The 21310-nt window shown below is 66.0% G+C and carries 19 protein-coding genes and 1 pseudogene; 12 read left to right on the plus strand and 8 right to left on the minus strand.

What is annotated here, in order from left to right; genetic code table 11:
- Positions 1-10 precede the first annotated feature (10 nt).
- The 8 genes and pseudogenes from KAY22_RS02760 to KAY22_RS02795 all read left to right on the plus strand — a co-directional run bounded on the left by KAY22_RS02760 (position 11) and on the right by KAY22_RS02795 (position 11047).
- Positions 11-1534: an XrtA system polysaccharide chain length determinant gene (locus KAY22_RS02760; protein ID WP_296619713.1), complete on the plus strand. Its 1524-nt coding sequence runs from the start codon at positions 11-13 to the stop codon at positions 1532-1534.
- On the plus strand, positions 1531-2625 hold the full coding sequence (locus tag KAY22_RS02765) for an AAA family ATPase (RefSeq protein ID WP_296619715.1): 1095 nt from the start codon (positions 1531-1533) through the stop codon (positions 2623-2625). Before KAY22_RS02760 ends, KAY22_RS02765 begins: the two co-directional genes overlap by 4 nt.
- Entirely contained in the window at positions 2622-4229 is a 1608-nt protein-coding gene (locus tag KAY22_RS02770; protein WP_296619717.1) for a hypothetical protein, read from the plus strand. Before KAY22_RS02765 ends, KAY22_RS02770 begins: the two co-directional genes overlap by 4 nt.
- Before the next feature lie 38 nt (positions 4230-4267).
- Positions 4268-5065, plus strand: a pseudogene (locus KAY22_RS02775) (XrtA/PEP-CTERM system-associated ATPase); the annotation flags it as partial.
- A 988-nt stretch (positions 5066-6053) separates the two neighbouring features.
- Positions 6054-6899, plus strand: a complete 846-nt coding sequence (locus KAY22_RS02780; protein ID WP_296619719.1) for an XrtA system polysaccharide deacetylase — start codon at positions 6054-6056, stop codon at positions 6897-6899.
- A gap of 2 nt (positions 6900-6901) precedes the next feature.
- A complete protein-coding gene (locus KAY22_RS02785; RefSeq protein WP_296619721.1) occupies positions 6902-7951 on the plus strand; it encodes a FemAB family XrtA/PEP-CTERM system-associated protein in 1050 nt (349 codons plus the stop codon).
- Positions 7948-9141, plus strand: a complete 1194-nt coding sequence (locus KAY22_RS02790) for a TIGR03087 family PEP-CTERM/XrtA system glycosyltransferase (RefSeq protein WP_296619723.1) — start codon at positions 7948-7950, stop codon at positions 9139-9141. Before KAY22_RS02785 ends, KAY22_RS02790 begins: the two co-directional genes overlap by 4 nt.
- A gap of 7 nt (positions 9142-9148) precedes the next feature.
- Complete coding sequence (locus KAY22_RS02795) at positions 9149-11047, plus strand: XrtA/PEP-CTERM system amidotransferase (protein ID WP_296619726.1); 1899 nt, start codon at positions 9149-9151, stop codon at positions 11045-11047.
- 11 nt (positions 11048-11058) lie between these two features.
- Here the strand turns inward: KAY22_RS02795 and KAY22_RS02800 are convergent, their stop codons facing one another.
- The 6 genes from KAY22_RS02800 to fmt form a co-directional block, all read right to left on the minus strand.
- Entirely contained in the window at positions 11059-11478 is a 420-nt protein-coding gene (locus KAY22_RS02800; protein ID WP_296619728.1) for an FKBP-type peptidyl-prolyl cis-trans isomerase, read from the minus strand.
- A gap of 115 nt (positions 11479-11593) precedes the next feature.
- Complete coding sequence (locus tag KAY22_RS02805; RefSeq protein WP_296619730.1) at positions 11594-12604, minus strand: glycosyltransferase family 2 protein; 1011 nt, start codon at positions 12602-12604, stop codon at positions 11594-11596.
- A gap of 173 nt (positions 12605-12777) precedes the next feature.
- Complete coding sequence (locus KAY22_RS02810) at positions 12778-13578, minus strand: APH(3') family aminoglycoside O-phosphotransferase (RefSeq protein WP_296619733.1); 801 nt, start codon at positions 13576-13578, stop codon at positions 12778-12780.
- Between the two features lie 29 nt (positions 13579-13607).
- Entirely contained in the window at positions 13608-14540 is a 933-nt protein-coding gene (locus KAY22_RS02815) for a hypothetical protein (RefSeq protein WP_296619735.1), read from the minus strand.
- Positions 14541-14609: 69 nt separating this feature from the next.
- On the minus strand, positions 14610-15353 hold the full coding sequence (gene truA / locus KAY22_RS02820) for a tRNA pseudouridine(38-40) synthase TruA (protein WP_296619737.1): 744 nt from the start codon (positions 15351-15353) through the stop codon (positions 14610-14612).
- The gene (fmt, locus tag KAY22_RS02825; RefSeq protein WP_296619739.1) at positions 15350-16258 is read right to left on the minus strand and encodes a methionyl-tRNA formyltransferase; all 909 of its coding nucleotides are present in this window, start codon (positions 16256-16258) and stop codon (positions 15350-15352) included. Before fmt ends, truA begins: the two co-directional genes overlap by 4 nt.
- Before the next feature lie 51 nt (positions 16259-16309).
- Between fmt and recR the strand changes: the two genes are divergently transcribed.
- The 3 genes from recR to def all read left to right on the plus strand — a co-directional run bounded on the left by recR (position 16310) and on the right by def (position 17974).
- Entirely contained in the window at positions 16310-16906 is a 597-nt protein-coding gene (gene recR, locus KAY22_RS02830) for a recombination mediator RecR (protein ID WP_296619741.1), read from the plus strand.
- A gap of 103 nt (positions 16907-17009) precedes the next feature.
- On the plus strand, positions 17010-17360 hold the full coding sequence (locus tag KAY22_RS02835) for a hypothetical protein (RefSeq protein ID WP_296619742.1): 351 nt from the start codon (positions 17010-17012) through the stop codon (positions 17358-17360).
- An 83-nt stretch (positions 17361-17443) separates the two neighbouring features.
- A complete protein-coding gene (gene def, locus KAY22_RS02840) occupies positions 17444-17974 on the plus strand; it encodes a peptide deformylase (RefSeq protein WP_296619743.1) in 531 nt (176 codons plus the stop codon).
- Between the two features lie 17 nt (positions 17975-17991).
- Here the strand turns inward: def and KAY22_RS02845 are convergent, their stop codons facing one another.
- Both KAY22_RS02845 and KAY22_RS02850 read right to left on the minus strand, forming a co-directional pair.
- Entirely contained in the window at positions 17992-18675 is a 684-nt protein-coding gene (locus KAY22_RS02845; RefSeq protein ID WP_296619746.1) for a Fe2+-dependent dioxygenase, read from the minus strand.
- 7 nt (positions 18676-18682) lie between these two features.
- Entirely contained in the window at positions 18683-19414 is a 732-nt protein-coding gene (locus KAY22_RS02850; RefSeq protein ID WP_296619750.1) for an energy transducer TonB, read from the minus strand.
- A gap of 140 nt (positions 19415-19554) precedes the next feature.
- Between KAY22_RS02850 and KAY22_RS02855 the strand changes: the two genes are divergently transcribed.
- Positions 19555-21310 (plus strand): RNB domain-containing ribonuclease (locus tag KAY22_RS02855; RefSeq protein WP_296619748.1); only part of this gene is annotated, 1756 nt, incomplete at its 3' end.

A 21310-nucleotide genomic window follows, 5' to 3' on the forward strand; every position in this document is an offset into this window, starting at 1 on the left:
TGGCTAGGCGATGGAAGCGATCTACACCGAGATCCGCATCGCGCTCTATGCGATCTGGCGCATGCGCTGGCTCGCGCTCGCCGTCGCCTGGGCCTTCTGTCTGGTCGGCTGGGTGATGGTGATGCGCGTTCCGGCCTCCTATGAAAGCAGCGCGCGTATCCAGGTGCAGGTCAAGTCGCTGTTCGGCGACGGGTCCGAAGGGGACATGCAGCGAAGCGTCGATCGCGTGCGCCAGTCTTTGACCTCGACCGAGATGCTCAAGCGGGTCGTCAAGAATGTATCGAATGGCGAGCGACCGCTGACCTCTTACGAATCGCTGTCGCTGATCGGCGCATTGCGCGGCGGCATCTCGATTACCGCGCAAGGCGAAGATCTGCTTGAAATCAAGACGCGCATCAGCCTGAACGGCATTTCCGAGCAGCAGACAGCCTACATCGTCCGCAGCGTTACCCAGCAGCTGATCGACATCTTCGTGCAGGAGAATGTGATCGGCTCGAAGGTCAATAACGAAGAGGCGCTGCGGTTCCTGGATCAGGAACTGGCACGGCGAGCCAAGGAACTTGCCGACGTGGATCGTCGTCGGGCTCAGATTACGCAGGATACGCTGGGCGCGCTGCCAGGGACCGGTACGCTCGAGCAGCGCATGGACGCCGTGCGTAACGAGATGGTCAGCCTCGAATCCAATCTGATGCAGGCCCGCAGCGCGCTCGCTGCCATGAATGGGCAGCTTGCGGCTACGCCTGCACAAATTCCTGCGGGCAGCGTCGGCGGGCTGGACACGATCGACCAGCGCATTGCGTCGCTCGAAGGCCAGCTGTCGGAGGCGATTTCGCGCGGCTGGACCGAGAAGCACCCCGACGTCATAGCGATCCGGTCCCAGCTGTCGCAGCTGCGGGCGGAGAAGGCGCGCGGCGGGACGCGCTCCGTTCCGATGACACCCAACCCGGTCTATGTTTCGCTCAAGTCGATGCAGGCCGAGCGGCAGGGCAATGTCGCCGCGCTGGAGGCGCGCAAGCAGCAACTCGAACAGGCCATCACGCTGATCGGGCAAAGGCAGCTTACGGCGCCGGGGCAGCAGATCGACCAATCACGTCTGGATCGCGATTATGACGTTCTGCGCGACCAGTATAACAAATTGCTGGAGCGGCGCGAGTCTGCGAAGCTGCGCTCCGATGCCACCGGCAAGACCGATGGCGTGCGTTTCCGCGTGATCGACCAGCCCTCGCTGCCACGCGAGCCGGCCGCACCCAACCGGACGATGTTGCTGACGGCCGTGCTTATCGCGGGTGTCGTCGTGGGCGCCGGCGTCGGCTTTGCCAAAAGCCAGCTGTCGAGCGTCTTTACCACCACGCAACAGCTCGCCAAGGCCAGCGGCCTGCCCGTTCTCGGATCGATTTCCGAGGTGATCACGGCCGACACGCGCCAGGTTCGGCGTAAGCAGATGATGTGGTTCTCGTCGGCAGCGGCCGGTCTTCCCGGCATGTTCATGCTGTTGATGTTGATCGAGTTCATCAAGCGGATCATGGTGTCGTGACCGTGGACGACGACAGCCCCAAGCCGCCTGCCAAGAAGCGCCGCCGCCGTGGGTCGCTGATCGAGCGCGCGGGCTCGGTCTATGATTTCGAGGCGGTGCTGCGGGCGCGAGTCGTAATGCCCGATCCCGGGACCATCGGACAGTCGCCAGTGCTCGACGTGCCGTTGTCGCCGACCCTGTCACCGGATCCGATCAGCCTCGGTGCGGGGGCCATGCAGGCTCCCGTGCTGGAAGCGCCGCCGGCGGCTGTCGTTCCCGCTTCCTTGCCCGAACCGTCCGTCACGCCCCCGCCTGCGGTGACGCCTCCGATCCTGCCGGCGGCCCAGCCAGAGCCGGCCGCGCTGGCCGCGCCCGAGATCATCTATCGCACCGCCAAGGTGAATCGTGCCGATCTGATCGATCAGGGCTTCGTGATGCCCGATGCGGCGATCACGGCGCTCGCCGAGGAGTTCCGTATCGTCAAGCGCACCCTGTTGCTCAACGCGATCGGGCCGACCGCTCTGCCCAATGGCCGCCGGATACTGATCTGTTCGGCGCAGGCGAACGAGGGCAAGACGTTCTGCGCGGTCAATCTGGCGCTATCGATGGCGAACGAACGCGACATCGAAGTGCTGCTGATCGATGGCGACTTCGCTAAGCCGACCGTGCTGTCGACTCTGGGTATCGAGGGCCCGGTGGGACTGATGGACGCGCTCGCCGATCCCGATGTCGACGTCGAGACATTGGTTATCAAGACGGATGTCGGCAATCTCTCGGTCCTGCCGTCGGGCAAATATACCAATGAGGCGACCGAACTGATCGCGGCCGACCGGACCCGGCAGATCATCGAACGCCTGTCGACCAAACCCAACCGTATCATTCTCTTCGACAGCCCTCCGGCGCTGGCAGCGTCGCCCGCCTCGGTGCTCGCCTATCATGTCGGGCAGGTGCTGCTCGTCGTGCGTGCCGACAAGACGGGCGAGGCAGAGCTGCGCGATGCGGTGCTGCTGCTCGGGGGATGCGAGGAAATCCAGCTCCTGCTCAACGGCGCGCGCTTCGCGCCCAATGCTCGTCGTTTCGGCAGCTATTACGGCTACGAAGCGCCGCGATGAGGCGGTCCACCGCGCAAGCTCTGCTGGGTCTCTTTGCCGGCGGGGCCACCTGTGGCGCGGCTCATGCCGAACGGCCGCAGATCGGCGCCTTCTTCGACATCCAGCAGGTGGTCCAGTCTCAGCTGAGCGGGCAGGGCGTCGACGATCTCACCTACACCGAAGTTTCGGGAACGCTGGCTGCCCAGGTCACCAACCGCCGGGTGACCGTCTCGGGAACCTACAGGCTCGCCTATCGCATCCCGGAAATGGGCGACACCCAGCAGTCCTTCGTACAGGACGGGGTGATGCAGGCGCGGGCGGTGATCGTCGAGGAATGGCTGACGGTGCAGGGCGGCGGCATCGTCACGCGCAGCCGCATCGATCCAAGCGGCCCCGCGCCGCCGACCAATTTCGGCAGTGGCCGGAACCTCACCCAGACCTATTCCGGCTATGTCCAGCCGATGCTCGCTCACCGTATCGGCGATCTCGGCTTCTCGGCCAATTATCGCTACGGCTATACCAAGAACAAGAGCGACAGCGGCGTCTTTTCGTTGGGGCCGACCACCGACCGCTTCGACAGTTCGGTGTCGCAACAGGCCCAGCTTTCCCTGGGGATGGAGCGCAGCTCGCTTCCGTTCGACTGGAAGCTCAGCGGCGAGGTCCGCGCCGAGGACCTGTCGAACCTCGACCAGCAGCTGCGTGCGCTCAACATCATCGGTGAGATCAAGCTGCCGGTGGCGCGGACGATCGCATTGGTTACCAGCGCCGGGTACGAAAAGACCCGCACCACGGAGCGCGAGGCGCTGATCGACAGCCTGACCGGCCTTCCGGTGATCGGACGGGGCGGCGGCTTCGTCTCCGACACCAGCAAGCCACGGGTGCTGACCTATGACGTCAACGGTTTCATCGCCGATGCGGGCGTGATCTGGCGTCCGAGCCGGCGGACCCGCTTCGAGGCGCGCGCCGGCTATCGCTACGGGGGCTTTTCCGTCACCGGTCTGGTCGAAATGAAGCCCAGCGAGAAGACCGGCCTAACGGTCATCGTGAGCGATCAGATCCAGAGCTTCGGTCAGGGGCTCACCAGCGGACTGGCCAACTCTCCCGTCAATCTCGATCTCGGCCAGGCGATCGATCCGTCAACCTCGTTTCAGAATTGCCTGTTCGGAAAGGCTGCGGGGTCGGGGCGCTGTATCGGTGGTACGCTGGGGCAAGCTTCGGCGAATATGTATCGGGAGCGCGGAGCCAGCATCATCTTCACCCGCGCGATGCGTCAGTGGAACGTCTCCGCCGGGCTCGGCTATACGCGGCGCAACTATATCGACGATCCGAACGCCGTGGTTTCGCTTGCCGGCGTCGTCGATCAGAGCATTTTCGGCAATTTCGCAATCGGTGGCCAGCTTACCCGTCAGTCGGGCGTATCCTTTTCTTTTACGGGTAACATGTTTAAGAATGGTCAGGTGGGCGCATCCGACGTGCTGTCGGGGTCGGCCAGTGCGAATTATTTCCGCACGTTCGGACGCGGGATACAGATGCAGGCGAGTGTGGCGGTGGATGCGTCGAAGCAGGATGGACTTACGGCTGATGTCTCCGGGCGTGCGCAAGTCGGCCTGCAATACCGTTTCTGACATGACCCCTTTCCCATCCAGCAAGAGGGAGGGTCGCTATGGACCATGATCCCTATGGCCTGACGGATCGCCCGTTCCAGCTGACGCCGGATCCGCGCTTCTATTTCGAAAGTGCGACCCATCGAAAGGCGATGACCTATCTGGGCTATGGCCTGGCGCAGGGGGAAGGTTTCATCGTCGTGACCGGCGAGGTCGGCACAGGCAAGACCATGCTGGTCGGTCGCCTGATGGCGACCATCGACCGTTCGCGCCTGACCGCGATCAACCTCGTATCGACCCAGCTCGAGGGAGAGGATATCCTTCGGATCGTCGCGCTGGCGCTGGGGGTCGCGACCGATGTCGCCGCCAAGGGTCAGTTGCTGGCGCGGATCGAGCGCTTCCTGCACGAGCAGGCGCGCAACGGGAAGCGCACCCTGCTTATCGTCGACGAAGCGCAGAACCTGCCCATTTCCGCGCTCGAAGAGCTGCGGATGCTGTCCAATTTCCAATATGGCGGACAGGCGCTGCTGCAGATTTTCCTGCTGGGCCAGCCCGAGTTTCGCGACGCGCTGGCACAGCCGCGCTTCGAACAACTGCGCCAGCGCGTCATCGCGACCCATCATCTGACCGCGATGGGCCCCGAGGAGGTCGCTCCTTACGTCATGCACCGGCTGGCCTGTGCCGGCTGGAAAGGAACACCGCGTTTCACCCAGGACGCCTATGAAGCCTTCCACCGGCTGTCGGGCGGCATTCCGCGCCGGCTGAACATGCTGGCGGGGCGCGTCATGCTCCAGGGCGCGATCGAGCGCCTGACCGACATCGACGGCGAAGTGGTGGACGACGTCGCCTCCGATCTTGCCAGTGAGAGCATCATGCCGGCGCAGGGGCCGCAGCCGCGCGCGCAGGCAATGCCGTCCGAGCCGGAACCGGTCTTCGTGGCGCCCGAGCCTGTACCTGCGCCGCAACCGGCGGCTTCCATGCCCGTGCCCCCGCTGGCGACGCCCTTTCAGACGCCGCAACCGGCGCCGTTCGCGCCGCAGCAGGCCGCAGCGCCCTTCGTCGCGACGCCACCACCTCAGCCACCGGCCGCGCCTCCGCCGCCGGCCGCGCAGCCGTCCTACACCAGCTATGCACCGCCGGAAGAGGATGAGATTCCTGCCTCTCCTGCGGACCCGCTGGGCGAACCGGTGGCTGATCCGCTAGCTGCCTTGCGCGGTCATTTTCCGCCACCTGCGATCGAGCAGCCGCCCCGGTTCGACGGTAATGTTCCGCCCGAACTCAGCCGGTCCGCCTTTCCCGAACCTCCAGCCGCGCCATCGGTCCCGAGTTGGGCGGTAGAGCAAGCCGCCGAGCAGCCACCCGAATGGCCGCGCGTTCCTGTGCCGACGCCCGAAGCCATGTGGCAACCGACGCCCCAGCCTGCGCCGCAGCCGGTCAAGACACCCGTCTGGCCGAAGGAACAGGACTGGACACCGCCCCTTTCCGAGGCGCCTCCCGCTGCTCCGGCTCCGGCTCCGGCTCCGGCCCCGGCTCCGGCCATTCCGGCCTTCGAGCCTCCGGAGATGGCTGATCCTGTGGCTCCGCATCCCGCGTCGGTGCCCGTCGCGCCGCCAGCGAGCGCCGAACCGGTGCCCGCCAGCGACCTGGCGTCGGTCGACTATGCCGCGCGTAATGCCGAACTGGAGGCGCGTCTGGCCGAGCAGGAAGCGATCCTGCGTCGGACGCTGACCTTGCTCGTCGAACTGGTCGAGACGGATCCCCAGCTCAATCCGCAACCTGCCGCCCCCGTTTCGGTGCCGTCGCGGCGGCCGGACGGCGGAGGGCAGGGGGCGGCCTGACCGGGCGATGGTGACCAACGGCCTTTCGGTCGACATCGAGGACTGGTTCCAGGTCGGTGCATTCGAAAAGTGCATCCGGCGGGAAGACTGGGATGGGCTGCCGTCGCGCGTCGAACGTAACAGCGATGCCGTCATCGACCTGTTCGACCGCGCCGGGGCCATGGCCACTTTCTTCACCCTGGGCTGGGTGGCGGAGCGCTACCCGGACCTGATCCGACGCATCGTCGCAGCGGGCCATGAGGTCGCCAGTCATGGCTGGGACCATGTGCGCGTCTTCACCATGACGCCGGCCCAGTTTCGCGAGGATCTACGCCGCACGCGCGGGGTTCTGGAGGATCTCGGCGGCTGTCGGGTGATCGGTTACCGCGCGCCGAGCTTCTCGATCGATGCGCGTACGCCCTGGGCGCATGAGATATTGGCGGAAGAAGGCTATGCCTATTCCTCCAGTGTCGCGCCGGTCGTGCATGATCATTATGGCTGGCCAGAGGCGCCGCGCTTCGCCTTTCGGCCGGTGGCCGGAGCCGATCTGATCGAACTGCCGGTCACCACCGCCCGTCTCGGTGGCCGGACTATCGCTGCAGGGGGCGGGGGCTTTTTCCGACTGTTCCCCTATACCTTCTCGCGCTGGGCTATCCGGCAGGTCAATGCGGAGGGGCGGCCCGGCATCTTCTATTTCCACCCGTGGGAGATCGACCCCGGTCAGCCCCGCGTGGCGGATGCTCCGCTGCGATCGCGCCTGCGTCATTATGCCCGATTGTCCGCCATGGAAGGCAAGCTGGAGCGGGCGATCGGCGATTTCGCCTGGGACCGGATCGACCGGATCATCGGCGCGGAAGCGGCGAGGGCGGCCTGATCATGGCTGAGATCGGTCGCGCCGACCTGTCCGATCCGGAAACATGCCGGGCGATCGAGGGCTATGTCGCCGATCATCCCGAAGCTAGCGTCTTTCATCGGCCGGGCTGGAGCGTCGCGGTCGAGCGGTCGTGCGGGCAGGCGGCCCATTATCTCGTCGCGCGGCGCGAAGGCGAGCTATGCGGGGTCATGCCACTGTCGGAGGTGCATTCGCCCCTCTTTGGCAGGGCATTGGTCTCGGCGGGCTTTGCGGTCGGGGGCGGGCCAATCGCAGAGGATCGCGACACGGCCGATGCGCTTGCGGAGACGGCGTGGGCGTTGGCGGGGCGATTGAGCTGTCCTTCGCTCGAACTGCGCGGCGGCACCGTGCCGGACGATCCCGCCTGGCATGTCGAGCAGGGCGTCTATGCGGGTTTCGTCAGGTCGCTCGCCGACGATGACGAACGCGAATTGCTCGCCATTCCGCGCAAGCAGCGGGCCGAGGTGCGACGTGCGCTTGGCTTCGATCTGACGGTCGGTATCGGTCGGGACGAAGCGGACCGGCGCGCCCACTATGCGGTCTATGCGGAAAGCGTCCATAACCTCGGCACGCCAGTGTTTCCGCGCGCATTGTTCGATGCGGTGCTCGACGCCTTTCCTGACGATGCCGATATCCTGACGGTCCGTCGCGAGGGAAAGCCGCTCGCGAGCGTGCTGAGTCTGTACCACAAGGGGGCGGTGCTGCCCTATTGGGGCGGCGGTACTGCGGACGCGCGAACGTGGCGGGCCAATGATCTGATGTATTATTCGCTGATGCTCCACGCTCGAAAGCGCGGGGGCAGGCGGTTCGATTTCGGTAGGTCGAAATTCGGCACGGGCGCCTTTGCCTTCAAGAAGAATTGGGGGTTCGAGCCGCAGCCGCTTGCCTATGCGGTCCGTACGGCGGACGGTCAGGCGCCCCGGCAGATCAATCCGCTGAATCCCAAATACCGGCTGCAGATCGCGCTGTGGCAGCGGCTGCCGCTGGCGGTCGCCAATCGGATCGGCCCCTGGATCGCGCGGGGGCTGGGATGACCGGCGAAATCCTCTTCCTCGCTCACCGCATCCCTTTCCCGCCTGATCGCGGCGATCGGATTCGCAGCTTCCACATTCTGCGTCATATCGCGGCGCGGCGACCGGTCCATCTGATCGGCTTCGTGGACAATGAGGAAGATCGTCGCCTAGCGAAGGAATTGCTGCCGATGCTGGCGTCGCTCCACATCGAGATCCGGAGCAAGTCGCGCCTGCGCGCAGGGCTGGAAGCGCTGATGCTCGGCGAGCCGGTGTCGATCGCGGCGTTTGGATCGCGACGCATCATGCGGATGGTGGACCAACTGCTCGCCGAACGGCCGATCGACACCATCTTCGCCTATTCGGGTCAGATGGCGCAATATGTGCCAGATGATCGGGTCGGCCGCCGTTTCGTCATGGACTTCGTCGACGTCGATTCGGAAAAGTTCGCTGCCTATGGCAGGTCGGGCCGGGGACCGCTGGCCTGGATCAACCGGCGTGAGGGCCGTCTGCTGGCGGAATATGAGGACAGTATCGGCCGCTGGGCGGACGTCAGCCTGTTCGTCAGCGAGGCCGAAGCCGCTCTGTTTCGCAAGCGGGCGGGCCTGTCGACCAACCATGTCCGGGCACTCGACAACGGGATCGATCATCGCAAGTTTGCGCCCGATGGCTTTCCGCGCGTGGAGGGGGCCGAACCGATGCTCGTCTTCACCGGGCAGATGGACTATCGGCCCAATGTCGACGCCGTATGCTATTTCGCGCGGCGCACTTTCCCTGCCATCCGCGCCAAGCATCCGGCCACGCTGTTTGCGGTCGTCGGGCGCAACCCGACCCCCGCCGTGCGTGAGCTCGCAAAGCTCAAGAACGTGATCGTCACCGGCGAGGTGCCTGACGTTCGACCCTGGCTCGCTGCGGCCTCGGTGGTCGTCGCCCCGCTCGACATTGCCCGGGGCGTGCAGAACAAGGTGCTCGAAGCAATGGCGATGGCGCGCCCGGTTGTGGCATCTCCGGCGGCATTCGAGGGGATCGACGCCGAGCCGGGCAAGCATCTGATCGTCGCCCATGGCTATGAAATGGCGAACGCCGTCAGCCACATGCTCACTCACCCTGACGAGGCGGCTGCGATGGGGCAGGCGGCTCGCCAACAGATCATAAATCGCTATGACTGGGATGCGCAGCTCGCGGCGCTCGACGGCCTGCTGGGGATCGGCTGAACAGTCTATGTGCGGTATTGCGGGCATCTATCATCTGCAGACGGCCAAGCCCGTCGACGCGGCGCGCGTCCGTGCGATGACCGATGCGATCGCCCATCGTGGCCCCGACGGCGCCGATCTGTGGGTGGCGCCGGGCGTCGGGCTCGGGCATCGCCGTCTCGCGATCATCGATCTGGCCGGCGGCGCGCAGCCGATGGAGTCGTCCGACGGGCAGGCGGTCATCACCTATAATGGCGAGGTCTATAATTATCGCGAGGTCCGCGTCGCCCTGCAGGCATGCGGCCGCCGGTTCCGGACGAACAGCGATACCGAGGTCATCGTCGAGGCCTGGCGCCAATGGGGCCCCGACTGTCTGTCGCGCCTGAACGGGATGTTCGCCTTCGCGATCCACGATCGCGAGCGCGGCTGCCTGTTTCTCGCGCGCGACCGGCTCGGGGTGAAGCCGCTTCATTATGCCGAGCTGTCCGACGGCAGCGTGGTGTTCGGATCCGAGCTCAAGGCACTGCTCGCGCATCCCCTGTTCCGGCGCGCGATCGATTTCAGCGCGATCGACGACTATCTGGGGCTGGGTTATGTGCCCGACGATGCCTCCATCGTCGCGGGGGTGCGGAAATTGCCGGCCGGCCATTATCTGATGCTGCGCCGGGGCCAGGGTGTCCCCGCGCCAATCGCCTGGTGGGACGTCAGCTTTGCCGACCGTGCACGCGGATCGGTCGCCTCGCTGTCGGACGAGCTCGCCGCGCTGATGCGGTCGGCGGTCACCGATCGCATGGTGTCGGACGTTCCCCTCGGCGCCTTTCTGTCGGGCGGGGTCGACAGTTCCTCGGTCGTGGCGTTGATGGCAGAGGCGAGCCCGCAGGCGGTGAAGACCTGTTCGATCGGGTTCGATCACCCGGACTATGACGAGACCCGCTATGCCGCGCAGGTAGCCGAGCGTTTCGCCACGGACCATCGGACGCGCATCGTATCGTCGGACGATTATGGCCTGATCGACCGGCTGGTCGAAGCGTTTGACGAGCCCTTTGCCGACGCCTCGGCACTGCCGACCTACAGGGTGTCCGAACTGGCGCGCGAGCAGGTCACGGTGGCGCTGTCGGGAGACGGTGCCGACGAGGCCTTTGCCGGATATCGGCGCTACGTCTTTTTCCGGAACGAGGAGCGCGTGCGCTCGGTCTTGCCGGCCGGACTGCGCACGGGCCTGTTCGGCACGCTCGGCCGGGTCTATCCCAAGCTCGACTGGGCGCCGCAGATCCTGCGCGCGCGTTCGACCTTCGCCGAACTCGGCCGGTCAAGCGAGGAGGCCTATGCCGGTGCGGTCGGCGTGACGGCGCGCGAGGCACGGCTGGCCCTCTACACCGATCGGGCGCTGCGGGATTTGCAGGGGCACCGCGCCGAGGATCGCTACATCAAGGCGATGCGTCAGGCGCCGGCTCGCGATCCGCTCGACCGTGCCCAATATGCCGATCTCAAGATCTGGCTGCCCGGCGATATCCTGACCAAGGTCGACCGCGCGAGCATGGCAGTGAGCCTCGAAGCGCGCGAGCCCCTGCTCGATTATCGTCTGATCGAATTCGGCGCCCGTCTTCCGCAAGCGATGCGGGTTCGGGGAGCGACGGGCAAATGGCTGATGAAGCAGGCGATGCGCCGCTATCTGCCCGACGATATCCTCTATCGTCGAAAGATGGGCTTCTCGACCCCGATCAGTGCGTGGTTTCGCGGACCGCTGGCGGCGGAGGCGCAGCGAATCGCGCAGGGGTCCGCGCTGATCGAAACCGGTTGGTTCGATGTCGCCGCACTCGACCGGACCGTGACCGAGCACAGAAGCGGCCGGATCGACCATGGCCGGTTGCTTTGGCAGTTGTTGATGCTCGATCGTTCGCTGACCCGGCTCTTCGGCATCGGCTGACCGGGCTGCTGCTATTTGACGTCGAGCAACTCGATCTCGAACATCAGCCAGCTGTCGGGCGGTACGGGGCCCTTGCCCTTGCGGCCATAAGCCTGGTCGGGCGGAACGATCAGCGTGCGGACCCCGCCAACGCGCATCCCGATCAGTCCGTCATCCCAGCCCTTGATGACCAGTCCTGCACCGAGCCGGAAGCTGAGCGGCGTCCCGCCATGCGAGGAATCGAACTTCCGCCCACGTTCGTCTTGTACCGGATCATAGAACCAGCCGGTATAATGGACGACGAGCGTTCTGCCCGTCTGCGCCTCGGTCCCGGCGCCCGCCTCCAGATCCTCAACGCGCAGTGCCTGGGTCGTATCGACTGTCTGGGCGATGGCCGGCGTGCCGGAAAGGGCCGCCAGAACGACGAACGGGGCGACAAGCTGACGAAGCATGGACATCATTCCTCAAACGATCTCTCGTCGAGCGAATTCGCTCGGGCAGCTCGAAAGGGCAAGAGAGGAGTGATCGGTCCTGACCGGCCCGAGCGCCTGATCGAGGCCGTCCCTATCAGGCCGCCAGAAGCGCCAGCTGCGACCGGATCACGTCCAGATTATGTTGCGCCAAATGGCTGCCACGGCCTGCGACGCTTCCCTCGAGATCCGGGCGCTCTCCGATGACGAGGCAGCGTTCCCAGGCGCCGGTGGCCAGCGGCAGCCAATGATCGACGGCGCGTGCGGGCTCGGCAATGGCCTGATCGAGGAGCATGTCGCCCAGTACGAAGAAGAAATCGGGAGACTCCGGCCAAGCCTCGAACTCGGCTTCGGCCAAGGCCAAAGCCGCCTCGCGGCGGCCGGCCTTGGAGAGCGCGTTGATGGCGAGAACGACCAGTTCATGGCGCCATCTGGCGGTGGGGAGCGTGCGTTTCAGTGCTTGCGAATAGCATTCGCATGCGGCGGCGCTGTCGCCGCGCATCTCTGCATCTTTGCCGAGCTGGTAGAGGATATAGGGGTCGCCCGGGCCATCCTCGAGATCGCGCATCAGCAGGGTGTGATTGCGACCATGCTTCCTGTCGAGCTGGGCCGCCATATAGCCGTCATGGCCGAGGTGAACGTCGAGCGGACTGCGGGGCAGGGGGGAGACGACCTGTTCGTGAACGCGCCCCTGGTACCGGACATGGCCGGGGAGCAGCCGCGTGATCCAGCTGCGCGTCGGCGACCCTGCTTTTTCCGAATCGCTGTGAATGCACAGCTGACCCAGCCGGGCAGGGCCATCGCACCATTCGCGCAACAGGGCGCCGCCGGACAGGATCCATTCGTCGGCATCGATGACGAGGTGCCAGTCGGCATCGGCGAGGGCGAGAACATGGTTGCGGGCGCGCGAAAAATCGTCAGGCCATGCGAGGCTGCTGACCTCGGCGCCCGCATCGCGTGCAATGGCCATGGTTTCGTCCTTCGATCCGGTATCGAGAACGACCATGCGATCGACCCAGGGGGCGACGCTTTCAAGACAGCGCCGGATGCAGCGCGCTTCGTCGCGAACGATCAGCGCCGCCGCGATGATGGGCGTCTTTCTCTTCATTCTTCTTTCCTCGCGCGGCTCGCTCGCTCGGGTGGCCGGTCGTCCGCATCGTCCCAATATATGGTTAGGAAATGTCTAACGCCGGGCATCGGGCTGACCGCGAGCCTCGGGGGTTCCATGCGCGGTCCCGGATGAATGAGCCTAAGCAAGCGGCGGACAGGCACTGGCCCGGACTAGAAGAACTCGTCGAGCGTCAGGTGGAATTCGAGCCGTCGTGCGTCGAGCTTTGCGATGGCGTAGCGGAGCAGGAACCTGTGCTGCAGGTCTGCGCCGAACTCGCCAAGGCTGTTCCACGCGATGGCGACGTCCTGATAGCGATCGGCGACGCCCAGCCGGCCTACGTCGATGCACTTGGGCGAACCACCCGGAGGCAGGATGAGGTTGTCGAGCGAATAGTCGCCGTGCGTCACGACCAGTTCGGTCCCATCGGGCGTCAGCGTCGATAGCCGTTTCCATAAGGCCTCCGGCGTCTGGCCGAGGCGCACCTCGTCAAAATCATCCTCTTCGACGAGACCTTGTTCCATCCGTTCCTGCGCGCGGACGAGGCGTATCGCGTGGCCTGCGTTGAACGGGCAGTCCTGTATCGACAGGGCATGCAGTCGGCGCAGATAGTCGGCTGCGGCATCGACCACGGCATGAGCGATGCTTTCGTCGCCCTGTTCGAGCAGCTGATAGGCCGTTAGGCCGGGTACGGCGGCCGTCAGTAGCCAGGCCTCCGCATCCGCCCACAAGAAGCCGCCGATCGCCGGTACATCGATGCGCGTTTGCAGCCAGTGCAGCCGCACATATTCGTCGATGAGGTCGTCCGCCTGCGGCCCCCGGCCGTGTTTCAGGTAGCGAAGCGGACGCCGGTCGGCATCGGTGAGGCGGTACACCTCGCAGCCTGATTCGCCGACCTGGTCGCGATACCAGGAGAGGCCATGGGTTTCCGAGGCGAAACCAGCGGGGACAGCAATGGGGGGGGCAGGCGGCATAACGATCCGACATCTATCGCCCTCGCTGATCAGATGCAGACGTCTTCCAGTTGCGCAACAAGCCCGTCAAGCTGATCGGGACCGGCGACGCGTCCGATCCGATAGGCCGGCAAAGGCAGCAGGCGCATCATATGCTGCATCTGCCAGTGGGTCAGTCCCATGCGGCGCATCGCACCGGGCCGATAGATGAGGTCCTTCGACCATGGAAGCAGATCGGTCGGACGCAGCCGCGTCAGGCGTCCGTCATGCGCCTGTTCGGGATCGATCATCACGATTGCATGCAGCGGAAGGGGCTGCCCACAAAAGGCGTCCGTCACGGGCAGCTTGAACTTTTCGATGTTGCCCGTGACACGTTCCAGGCCGGTTGCATCGATCTGCATCCGGTCCAGCGCGTCCTGCCACAATTTGACTCGCGGAAAGCTGGGAAGGGCAATAGGCGCGCCTTCCCCGGACAGGTCGAGCAATGTCACGTCGTCGGCCAGCATCGCCCGGCCCCGATTGATCAGCATCGCGGCCAGCGTCGACTTGCCGGCACCCGAGCGACCGCTGAACGCGACGACACCGCTGCCGAAGCGCAGACAGGCGGCGTGCAGGGGAAAGAGCCCCCAGCGCATCGCCGCGATCGCGAAGACCGTGCCGTAGAGGAAGGCCCGGATCGCTGGCGCGTCGCGATCGGTTTCCGGCTCGATCGTGATCGTCCGGCCATCGGGCGCGATCAGCCACGCGGCCGTGCCGGCAATATGGAGCCGGCAGTGACCGTCTTGTCCAACCTGGAGAGCCGACGTTTTTGCGATGATATCCTGGAGCGGCGGTGCGGCGCCGAGGCGTATCACGAGGTCGCTATCCCCTACGCCATCCCATGCCGGCAGATCGGGCAGCGCAATCTCGCTGGAGAGCCTGCGCAGCGCGTAGGAATGCCGGTGCATCTCCTTCAAGATCGGCAGGGGCTGAGGACGGATCAAGCAAATCTCACGAGCACGGTCTGTAGAGACCTTCCGTGACGCAGGCGGTTCTCGAAGGCAAGCGGTGGATCAACCCGGGTAGACCGCCTCCACGAAGTAGAGCCCATCGGGCGGTGCGTTGAGCCCTAGCCTTGCGCGGTCGGCGGCGACCAGCGCGTCTGCGAGATCGTCCTGCGACCAGCGCCCTTGCCCGACCAGCGCGAGGCAGCCGACCATCGAGCGGACTTGGTGGTGGAGGAAGGAGCGCGCCGCAGCCTCGATCTCGATCGTCTCGCCCGAACGCCGGACGTCGAGCCGGTCGAGCGTCTTGACCGGGCTCTCCGCCTGACAATGTGCCGAACGGAAGGTGGTGAAGTCGTGACGGCCGACGAGCAGCTGCGCCGCTCGGTGCATCGCTTGATCGTCGAGCGGCATGGCCAGCTGCCAGGCCAGCCCGCGATCGAAGGTCAGCGGCGCGCGCCGGTTGACGATGCGATAAATGTAGCGGCGGCCAAGACAGGAAAAGCGCGCATGCCAGTCATCGGGAGCCTCCTCGACGGCGAGGATCGATACCGGAGCAGGACGCAGATGGGCATTGAGCGCCTCCCCCAGACGGAAGGCAGGGATCGGCCGTTCGACATCGACATGGGCAACCATCGCGCGCCCATGGACTCCCGCGTCGGTCCGACCAGCGGCATGGACGGCGGGTGTCTCGCCGGTGGTCGCGGTCACCGCTCCCTCGATCGCCTGCTGAACGCTCGGGCCGTGCGACTGGCGCTGCCAGCCCATGAAGGGGCGACCGTCGAACTCGACCGTCAGGCGGAAGCGCGTCATGCGATGACGGTGCCCGCGGCGATGGCGAAGCCGCGCAGCAGATCCTCCGTGGTCATCGCCGCCTTGCCGGCCCGCTGGACGCGTGTCGGCCTGATCGCGCTCTCGGCACAGGCGATGGTCAGCCGCTCGTCGAGCACTTCGCCGCAGACGCCGTGCATGTCGGCAATGACCGAGCAGGCGAGAACGCGGATGCGTTCCCCGCCCAGCTCGAACCAGGCTCCAGGTGCGGGATTGAAAGCGCGCACCTGCCGCTCGACCTCGATCGCCGTGCGGCTGAAATCGATCCGCGACTCCGCCTTGTCGATCTTCGCGGCATAGGTGACGCCCTCCTCGGGCTGAACGACCGGCAGATAGGCTTCGATCTTGTCGAGCACGTCGACCATCAGCAGGGCGCCGGACCGGGCCAGTTCGTCGGTCAACTCCCCGGCGGTCTTGGAAGCGATCGGGCTACGCAGTGTTGCAAGCATGGGGCCGGTGTCGAGCCCGCGTTCCATCTGCATGATCGTCACGCCCGTCTCGGCATCGCCGGCCAGTATCGCGCGCTGCACGGGGGCAGCGCCGCGCCAGCGCGGGAGCAGCGAGCCGTGGACGTTGAGGCAGCCGAGGCGCGGCGCATCGAGGATCGGCTGCGGCAGGATCAGGCCATAGGCCGCGACGACGGCGGCATCGAGGTCGAGCGCGGAGAAGTCCGCCTGGGCCTCCTCGTTGCGCAGGGAAACGGGGTAGCGAACCTCCAGTCCCAAAGCCTCGGCGCGCTTCTGGACCGGAGATGGCGTCAGGCCCTTGCCCCGGCCGGCGGGGCGTGGCGGCTGGCAATAGACGGCGACCACGTCGTGGCCGGCGTTCACCAGGGCGTCGAGCGTGGGGACGGCGAAGTCCGGGGTTCCCATGAAGGCAATGCGCATGCCCCTCTGAAACGCTTGCCTTGGTAACATGCAAGCCCATATCGAAGGGTAATGTCGTCTCCCGAGATAGAAGCGCTCACGCAGGCGCTTGCCAGGCTGCCGGGGCTGGGCCCTCGTTCGGCCCGGCGCGCCGTGCTGCATCTTCTGAAGAAACGCGAGATCGCGCTGGAGCCGCTGTTGCGCGCGCTCGACGCGGTCAATGCGCGGCTGACCGATTGCCATGTCTGCGGCAATGTCGACACGACCGATCCCTGCAGCATCTGCGCGGACACCCGGCGCGATTCGCGGATGCTGTGCGTGGTGGAGGAGGTCGCCGATCTCTGGGCGCTCGACCGGTCGCGCCTTTTCCCCGGCCGCTATCATGTTCTCGGTGGACGGCTGTCGGCGCTCGAAGGCGTCCGTCCCGAGGATCTGACGATCGACCTGTTGATCGGACGCGTGGCGGCGGGGGGCGTCGACGAGGTCGTGCTCGCCATGAACGCGACGCTGGAGGGGCAGACGACGGCGCATTACATCGCCGACCGGCTCGAAACCTATCCGGTGCGGCTGACTCAGCTGGCGCATGGCCTGCCGGTTGGCGGCGAGCTCGACTATCTCGACGAAGGCACGCTGGCCCAGGCTCTGCGCGCGCGTCGGCCGGTCAGCTGACGGCTTCTCCTCGCACGCCCGTTCGGCCAGCGTTCAGCTTTCTTCCGTAAAACTGACTGCGACCTGTCTCCAGCTCGGGTCAGCCATGCTGAAGGAGAGCAGGATGAAACGCGTCTTCATGAAAGCGATTGCGGCACTCGCGCTCACCGGCTCGATCGCCGCCGCCGTTCCCGCCGAGGCCCGCCCTGGTCGCGGGGGCTATGACCGCGACTATGGTCGCCATTGGGATCGCGGGCGTGATCACTATCGGTGGGACCGGGGCTATCGCGACCGCGGATATTGGCGAGGACCGCCCCGCCGCTATTATTACGCACCGCCACCGCGTTATGGCTGGGGCGGTGGATGGGGACCTCCGCGCGGCTATTATTACCGCGACCGTGATCGCGGTGGCGACGTGTTGCTCGGCGCACTTGCGGGTGTGGCGATCGGCGCAGTGATCGCCGACGGGCGGTAGGACCGTAAACAGGCTGCCCGTCGCTACCAGCGGCGGGCGGCCTTTTCCTTGACGATTCGGCCCCGCATACCTAGCTCCGGCTAATGGCCATTCTTCCGATCCTCGAAACGCCGGACCCCCGGCTGCGCACCATCTCGCTTCCCGTGGAAAGCGTCGACGACGATGTCCGTGCACTGATCGGCGACATGTTCGAGACGATGTACGATGCCCCCGGCATTGGCCTGGCCGCGATCCAGGTCGGCGTGCCGAAGCGGATCCTCGTCATCGACCTGCAGGAAGAAGAAGACGCCGAGGGCAAGCCGATCCGCAATCCGCGCGTGTTCATCAACCCCGAGCTGTTCGACCCTTCGGACGACTATGGCGTGTACACGGAAGGCTGCCTGTCGGTCCCTGACCAGTTCGCCGACGTCGAACGGCCGGCGGTCGTTCACGCCCGCTGGCTCGACGAACAGGGGAAAGCGCATGAGGAGCGCCTCGACGGGCTGCTCGCGACCTGCCTGCAGCATGAGATGGACCATCTCGAAGGCATATTGTTCATCGATCATCTGTCCCGGCTCAAGCGGGACATGATCCTGAAGAAGCTCGACAAGGCGCGCCGCAACCGGGGCGCCTGACCAGCTTTGTCGGACGCTCAGGCGTCCGCCCAGCGCCGCAGCAGATTGTGATAGACGCCGGTCAGCCGGATCACCGTATCGTCGCCCTGACCGCGTTCGCCAGCGACGTTCTGGATCGCCGAGTCGAGGTCGAACAGGGTCGACCGGGCCCCATCGTCGCGAACCATGCTCTGGATCCAGAAGAAGGAGCAGAGCCGTTCGCCTCGGGTCACCGGCGTGACGCGGTGCAGGCTCGATGCCGGATAGAGGATCATGTCGCCGGCCGCGAGCTTGACGCTGTGCGTGCCCAGCGTGTCCTCGACCACCAGTTCGCCGCCATCATAGTTTTCCGGGTCGGCCAGGAACAGCGTGGCCGAAAGGTCTGACCGGATGCGGAAATCGCTGCCGCGCTTGATCCGGACGGCATTGTCGACATGGGTACCGAAGGCCTCGCCCTCGCCATAGCGGTTGAACAGCGGCGGGTAGACTTTCAGCGGCAGGGCGGCTGCGACGAACAGCGGACAGGCACCCAGAGCGTCGAGAATGATCGCGCCCGCCTGCTGCGCGGCCTCGCAATCTTCGGGCAACTGGCGGTTGCGCTTCGCCAGCGCGGATTGGTGCCCGGAGGTGGCATTACCGTCGATCCAGTCGGCCTGTTCGACGAGGTCGCGGACCCGCGCGAGGCTTTCGCCCGACAGCAGGCCGGGTATGGCGATCATCATGTCGGGGTCAGCCGCGCAGTACGAAGGGGATCGGCATCAGCCCGCGGACTTCGACGGGCGCGCCATCGCGCAGCATCGGCTGCCAGCGCCAGCGGCGCGCGGCGTCCAGCGCCGCCTTGTCGAGCCGCTCGAACCCGCTGCTTTCAGCCACGCTGACCTGTTGCACGCGTCCGTCGGTGCCGATGAGCAGTCGGAGGACGACCGTACCCTGTTCCTTCTTGCGGCGCGATTCGGTGGGGTAGCGAGGCGGCTCGCCCTCGATCATCCGTTCATCGAGATTGGCGATGCTGACGGGGCCCGCCGGTGGAGTGGCAATGGCGGCGGGGCGGGGCGGAGGCGAAACCGGCGAAGTGACCACGGTCGGTGGCGGCGCCACGTTGGCCTGGACGATCGGGGGCGGCGTGACCACGGGCGATTCCATCTTCCGTTCGACCGCCGGCTCGGGTTTGGGCTGCTCGACGGCCGGCGGTGGCGCGGGTTCGGCGATCAGGTCGACCACCAGCGGCGCCGATTTCGCTTTGGCCATGGGTATGACGTCGAGCTTGACCATTGCGACCAGCGCGAGCGCATGCAGGGCGAGTATGGCCAGGATGCCGGCCCAGTTCGGCCGTCGATCTGCGCCATAGCTGCAGCGGGCAGAGGCAGGTTCGGCAGGCGGAGCCGCTTCCCGCATGGCAACGGCGTCGAAGAACAGCGCCTCGGCGCGTTCGATATCCTGCTTGCTGAGCGTCGCGTGCATCGTCACCTGCCCACTCCCGGAAGATCAGTTCTTGCTAGTGCAGAAAATAGTGAGAATCAATCGCATTAGCATTTGATCCGGATCAATCCGCATGTTCGGCGAGGCGTGACGTCGCCCTGTTCGCCCTCTATGTGTGGCCAATGTCCCGACAAAAAACTTTCGGTCTTCCGAGCCGCCAGCAGATCCTCGACTTCATCGCCAAATCGGAGGTGCCCGCGGGCAAGCGCGAGATCGCCAAGGCTTTCGGCCTTCATGGCGCCGCCAAGATCGAGCTGAAGGCCCTGCTCAAGGACATGGCCGACGAGGGGCTGATCGACAGCGGTCGCGGCCGCGCCTTCCACAAGATGGGCGGCATCCCCAAGATGACGGTGCTGCGCATTACCGACGTCACCGACGAGGGCGTGCCGCTGGCGGTGCCCGAGACCTGGCATGGCGAACATGGGCCGCCGCCGCAGCTGCGGGTGAAGGAAGCGCGCGGTCGCAAGGGACCTGCGCTCGGTGTGGGCGACCGCATCCTGGCGCGGACCGAAGAAGCCGGGCGCGGCTGGATCGCTCACCCGCTCAAGAAGCTGGAGCGGGGAGAGGCGCTGCTGCTCGGCGTGCTGCATCGCGACGGCGACCGTCTGTGGCTGCGTCCCGTCGACAAGCGCGAGAAGCGCGACACGCTCGTGTCCGATGCGGGCGGCGCCGAGCCGGGCGATCTGGTGCTGGCGGAGAAGGCGGGGCGTCCCCCGCGCATCACCGCGCGGGTGACCGAGCGGCTCGGCGATCCCTTCGCGCCGCGCTCCTTCAGCCTCGTCGCGATCCATAAATTCGGCATTCCCGATGTGATGCCGGAAGCGGTGATCGAGGAGGCCGAACTGGTACGTCGGCTGCGTCTGGGCGCAGAGCGCGAGGATCTGCGCGATCTGCCGATCGTCGCGATCGATCCCGCCGATGCGCGCGATCATGACGATGCGATCTGGGCGACGCCCGACGACGACCCGGCCAATCGCGGCGGCTTCAAGGCGATCGTCGCGATCGCCGACGTGTCCTTCTACGTCCGGCCCGGATCGGCGCTGGACCGCGAGGCCAGGAAGCGCGGTAACAGCGTCTATTTCCCCGATCGCGTCGTGCCGATGCTGCCCGAGGCACTGTCGGCGGGCATCTGTTCGCTCAAGGCCGGCGAGGATCGGGCGGCGATGGTCTGCCATCTCACGATCAAGGCCGACGGCACGCTCGCCGGCTGGCGTTTCTCGCGGGCCGTGGTCCGGCTCGCGGCGAATATCGCTTATGAGGACGCACAGGCGGCCATCGACGGCAATCCGATCGAGGGCGGCTGGGACCGAAAGCTGACCGACAGCGCGCTCAAGCCGCTCTGGGCCTGCTGGAAGGCGCTGGCGGCTGCGCGGGACAAGCGCGAACCGCTCGATCTCGATCTGCCTGAACGGCGCGTGGTGCTCGACGAGAAGGGCCGCATCCTGTCGGTCGCGCCGCGCGAACGGCTCGATGCGCACCGGCTGGTCGAGGATTATATGATCGCGGCCAATGTCGCGGCGGCCAAGGCGCTGGAGGCAAAGAAGGCGCCGGTGATGTACCGCGACCATGAGCCGCCGAGCCGCGAAAAGCTGGTCGCGCTCAAGGACTATCTCGCCACCTTCGACATGGAGTTCGCGCTCGGCCAAGTCGTCCGGCCGTCGACCTTCAACCAGATCCTCAAGCGGGTGACCGACGACACGATCCGCCCGCAGATCATGGAGCAGGTGCTGCGCAGCCAGACGCAGGCCTATTATGCGCCGGCCAATACCGGCCATTTCGGCCTTGCGCTGGGCAGCTACGCGCATTTCACCAGCCCGATCCGCCGCTATGCCGACCTGCTCGTCCACCGCTCGCTGGTCGGGGCCTATGGTCTCGAAG

Origin of the sequence: Rhizorhabdus sp. (assembly GCF_018006725.1) — a bacterium.
Classification (GTDB): Bacteria; Pseudomonadota; Alphaproteobacteria; order Sphingomonadales; family Sphingomonadaceae; genus Rhizorhabdus.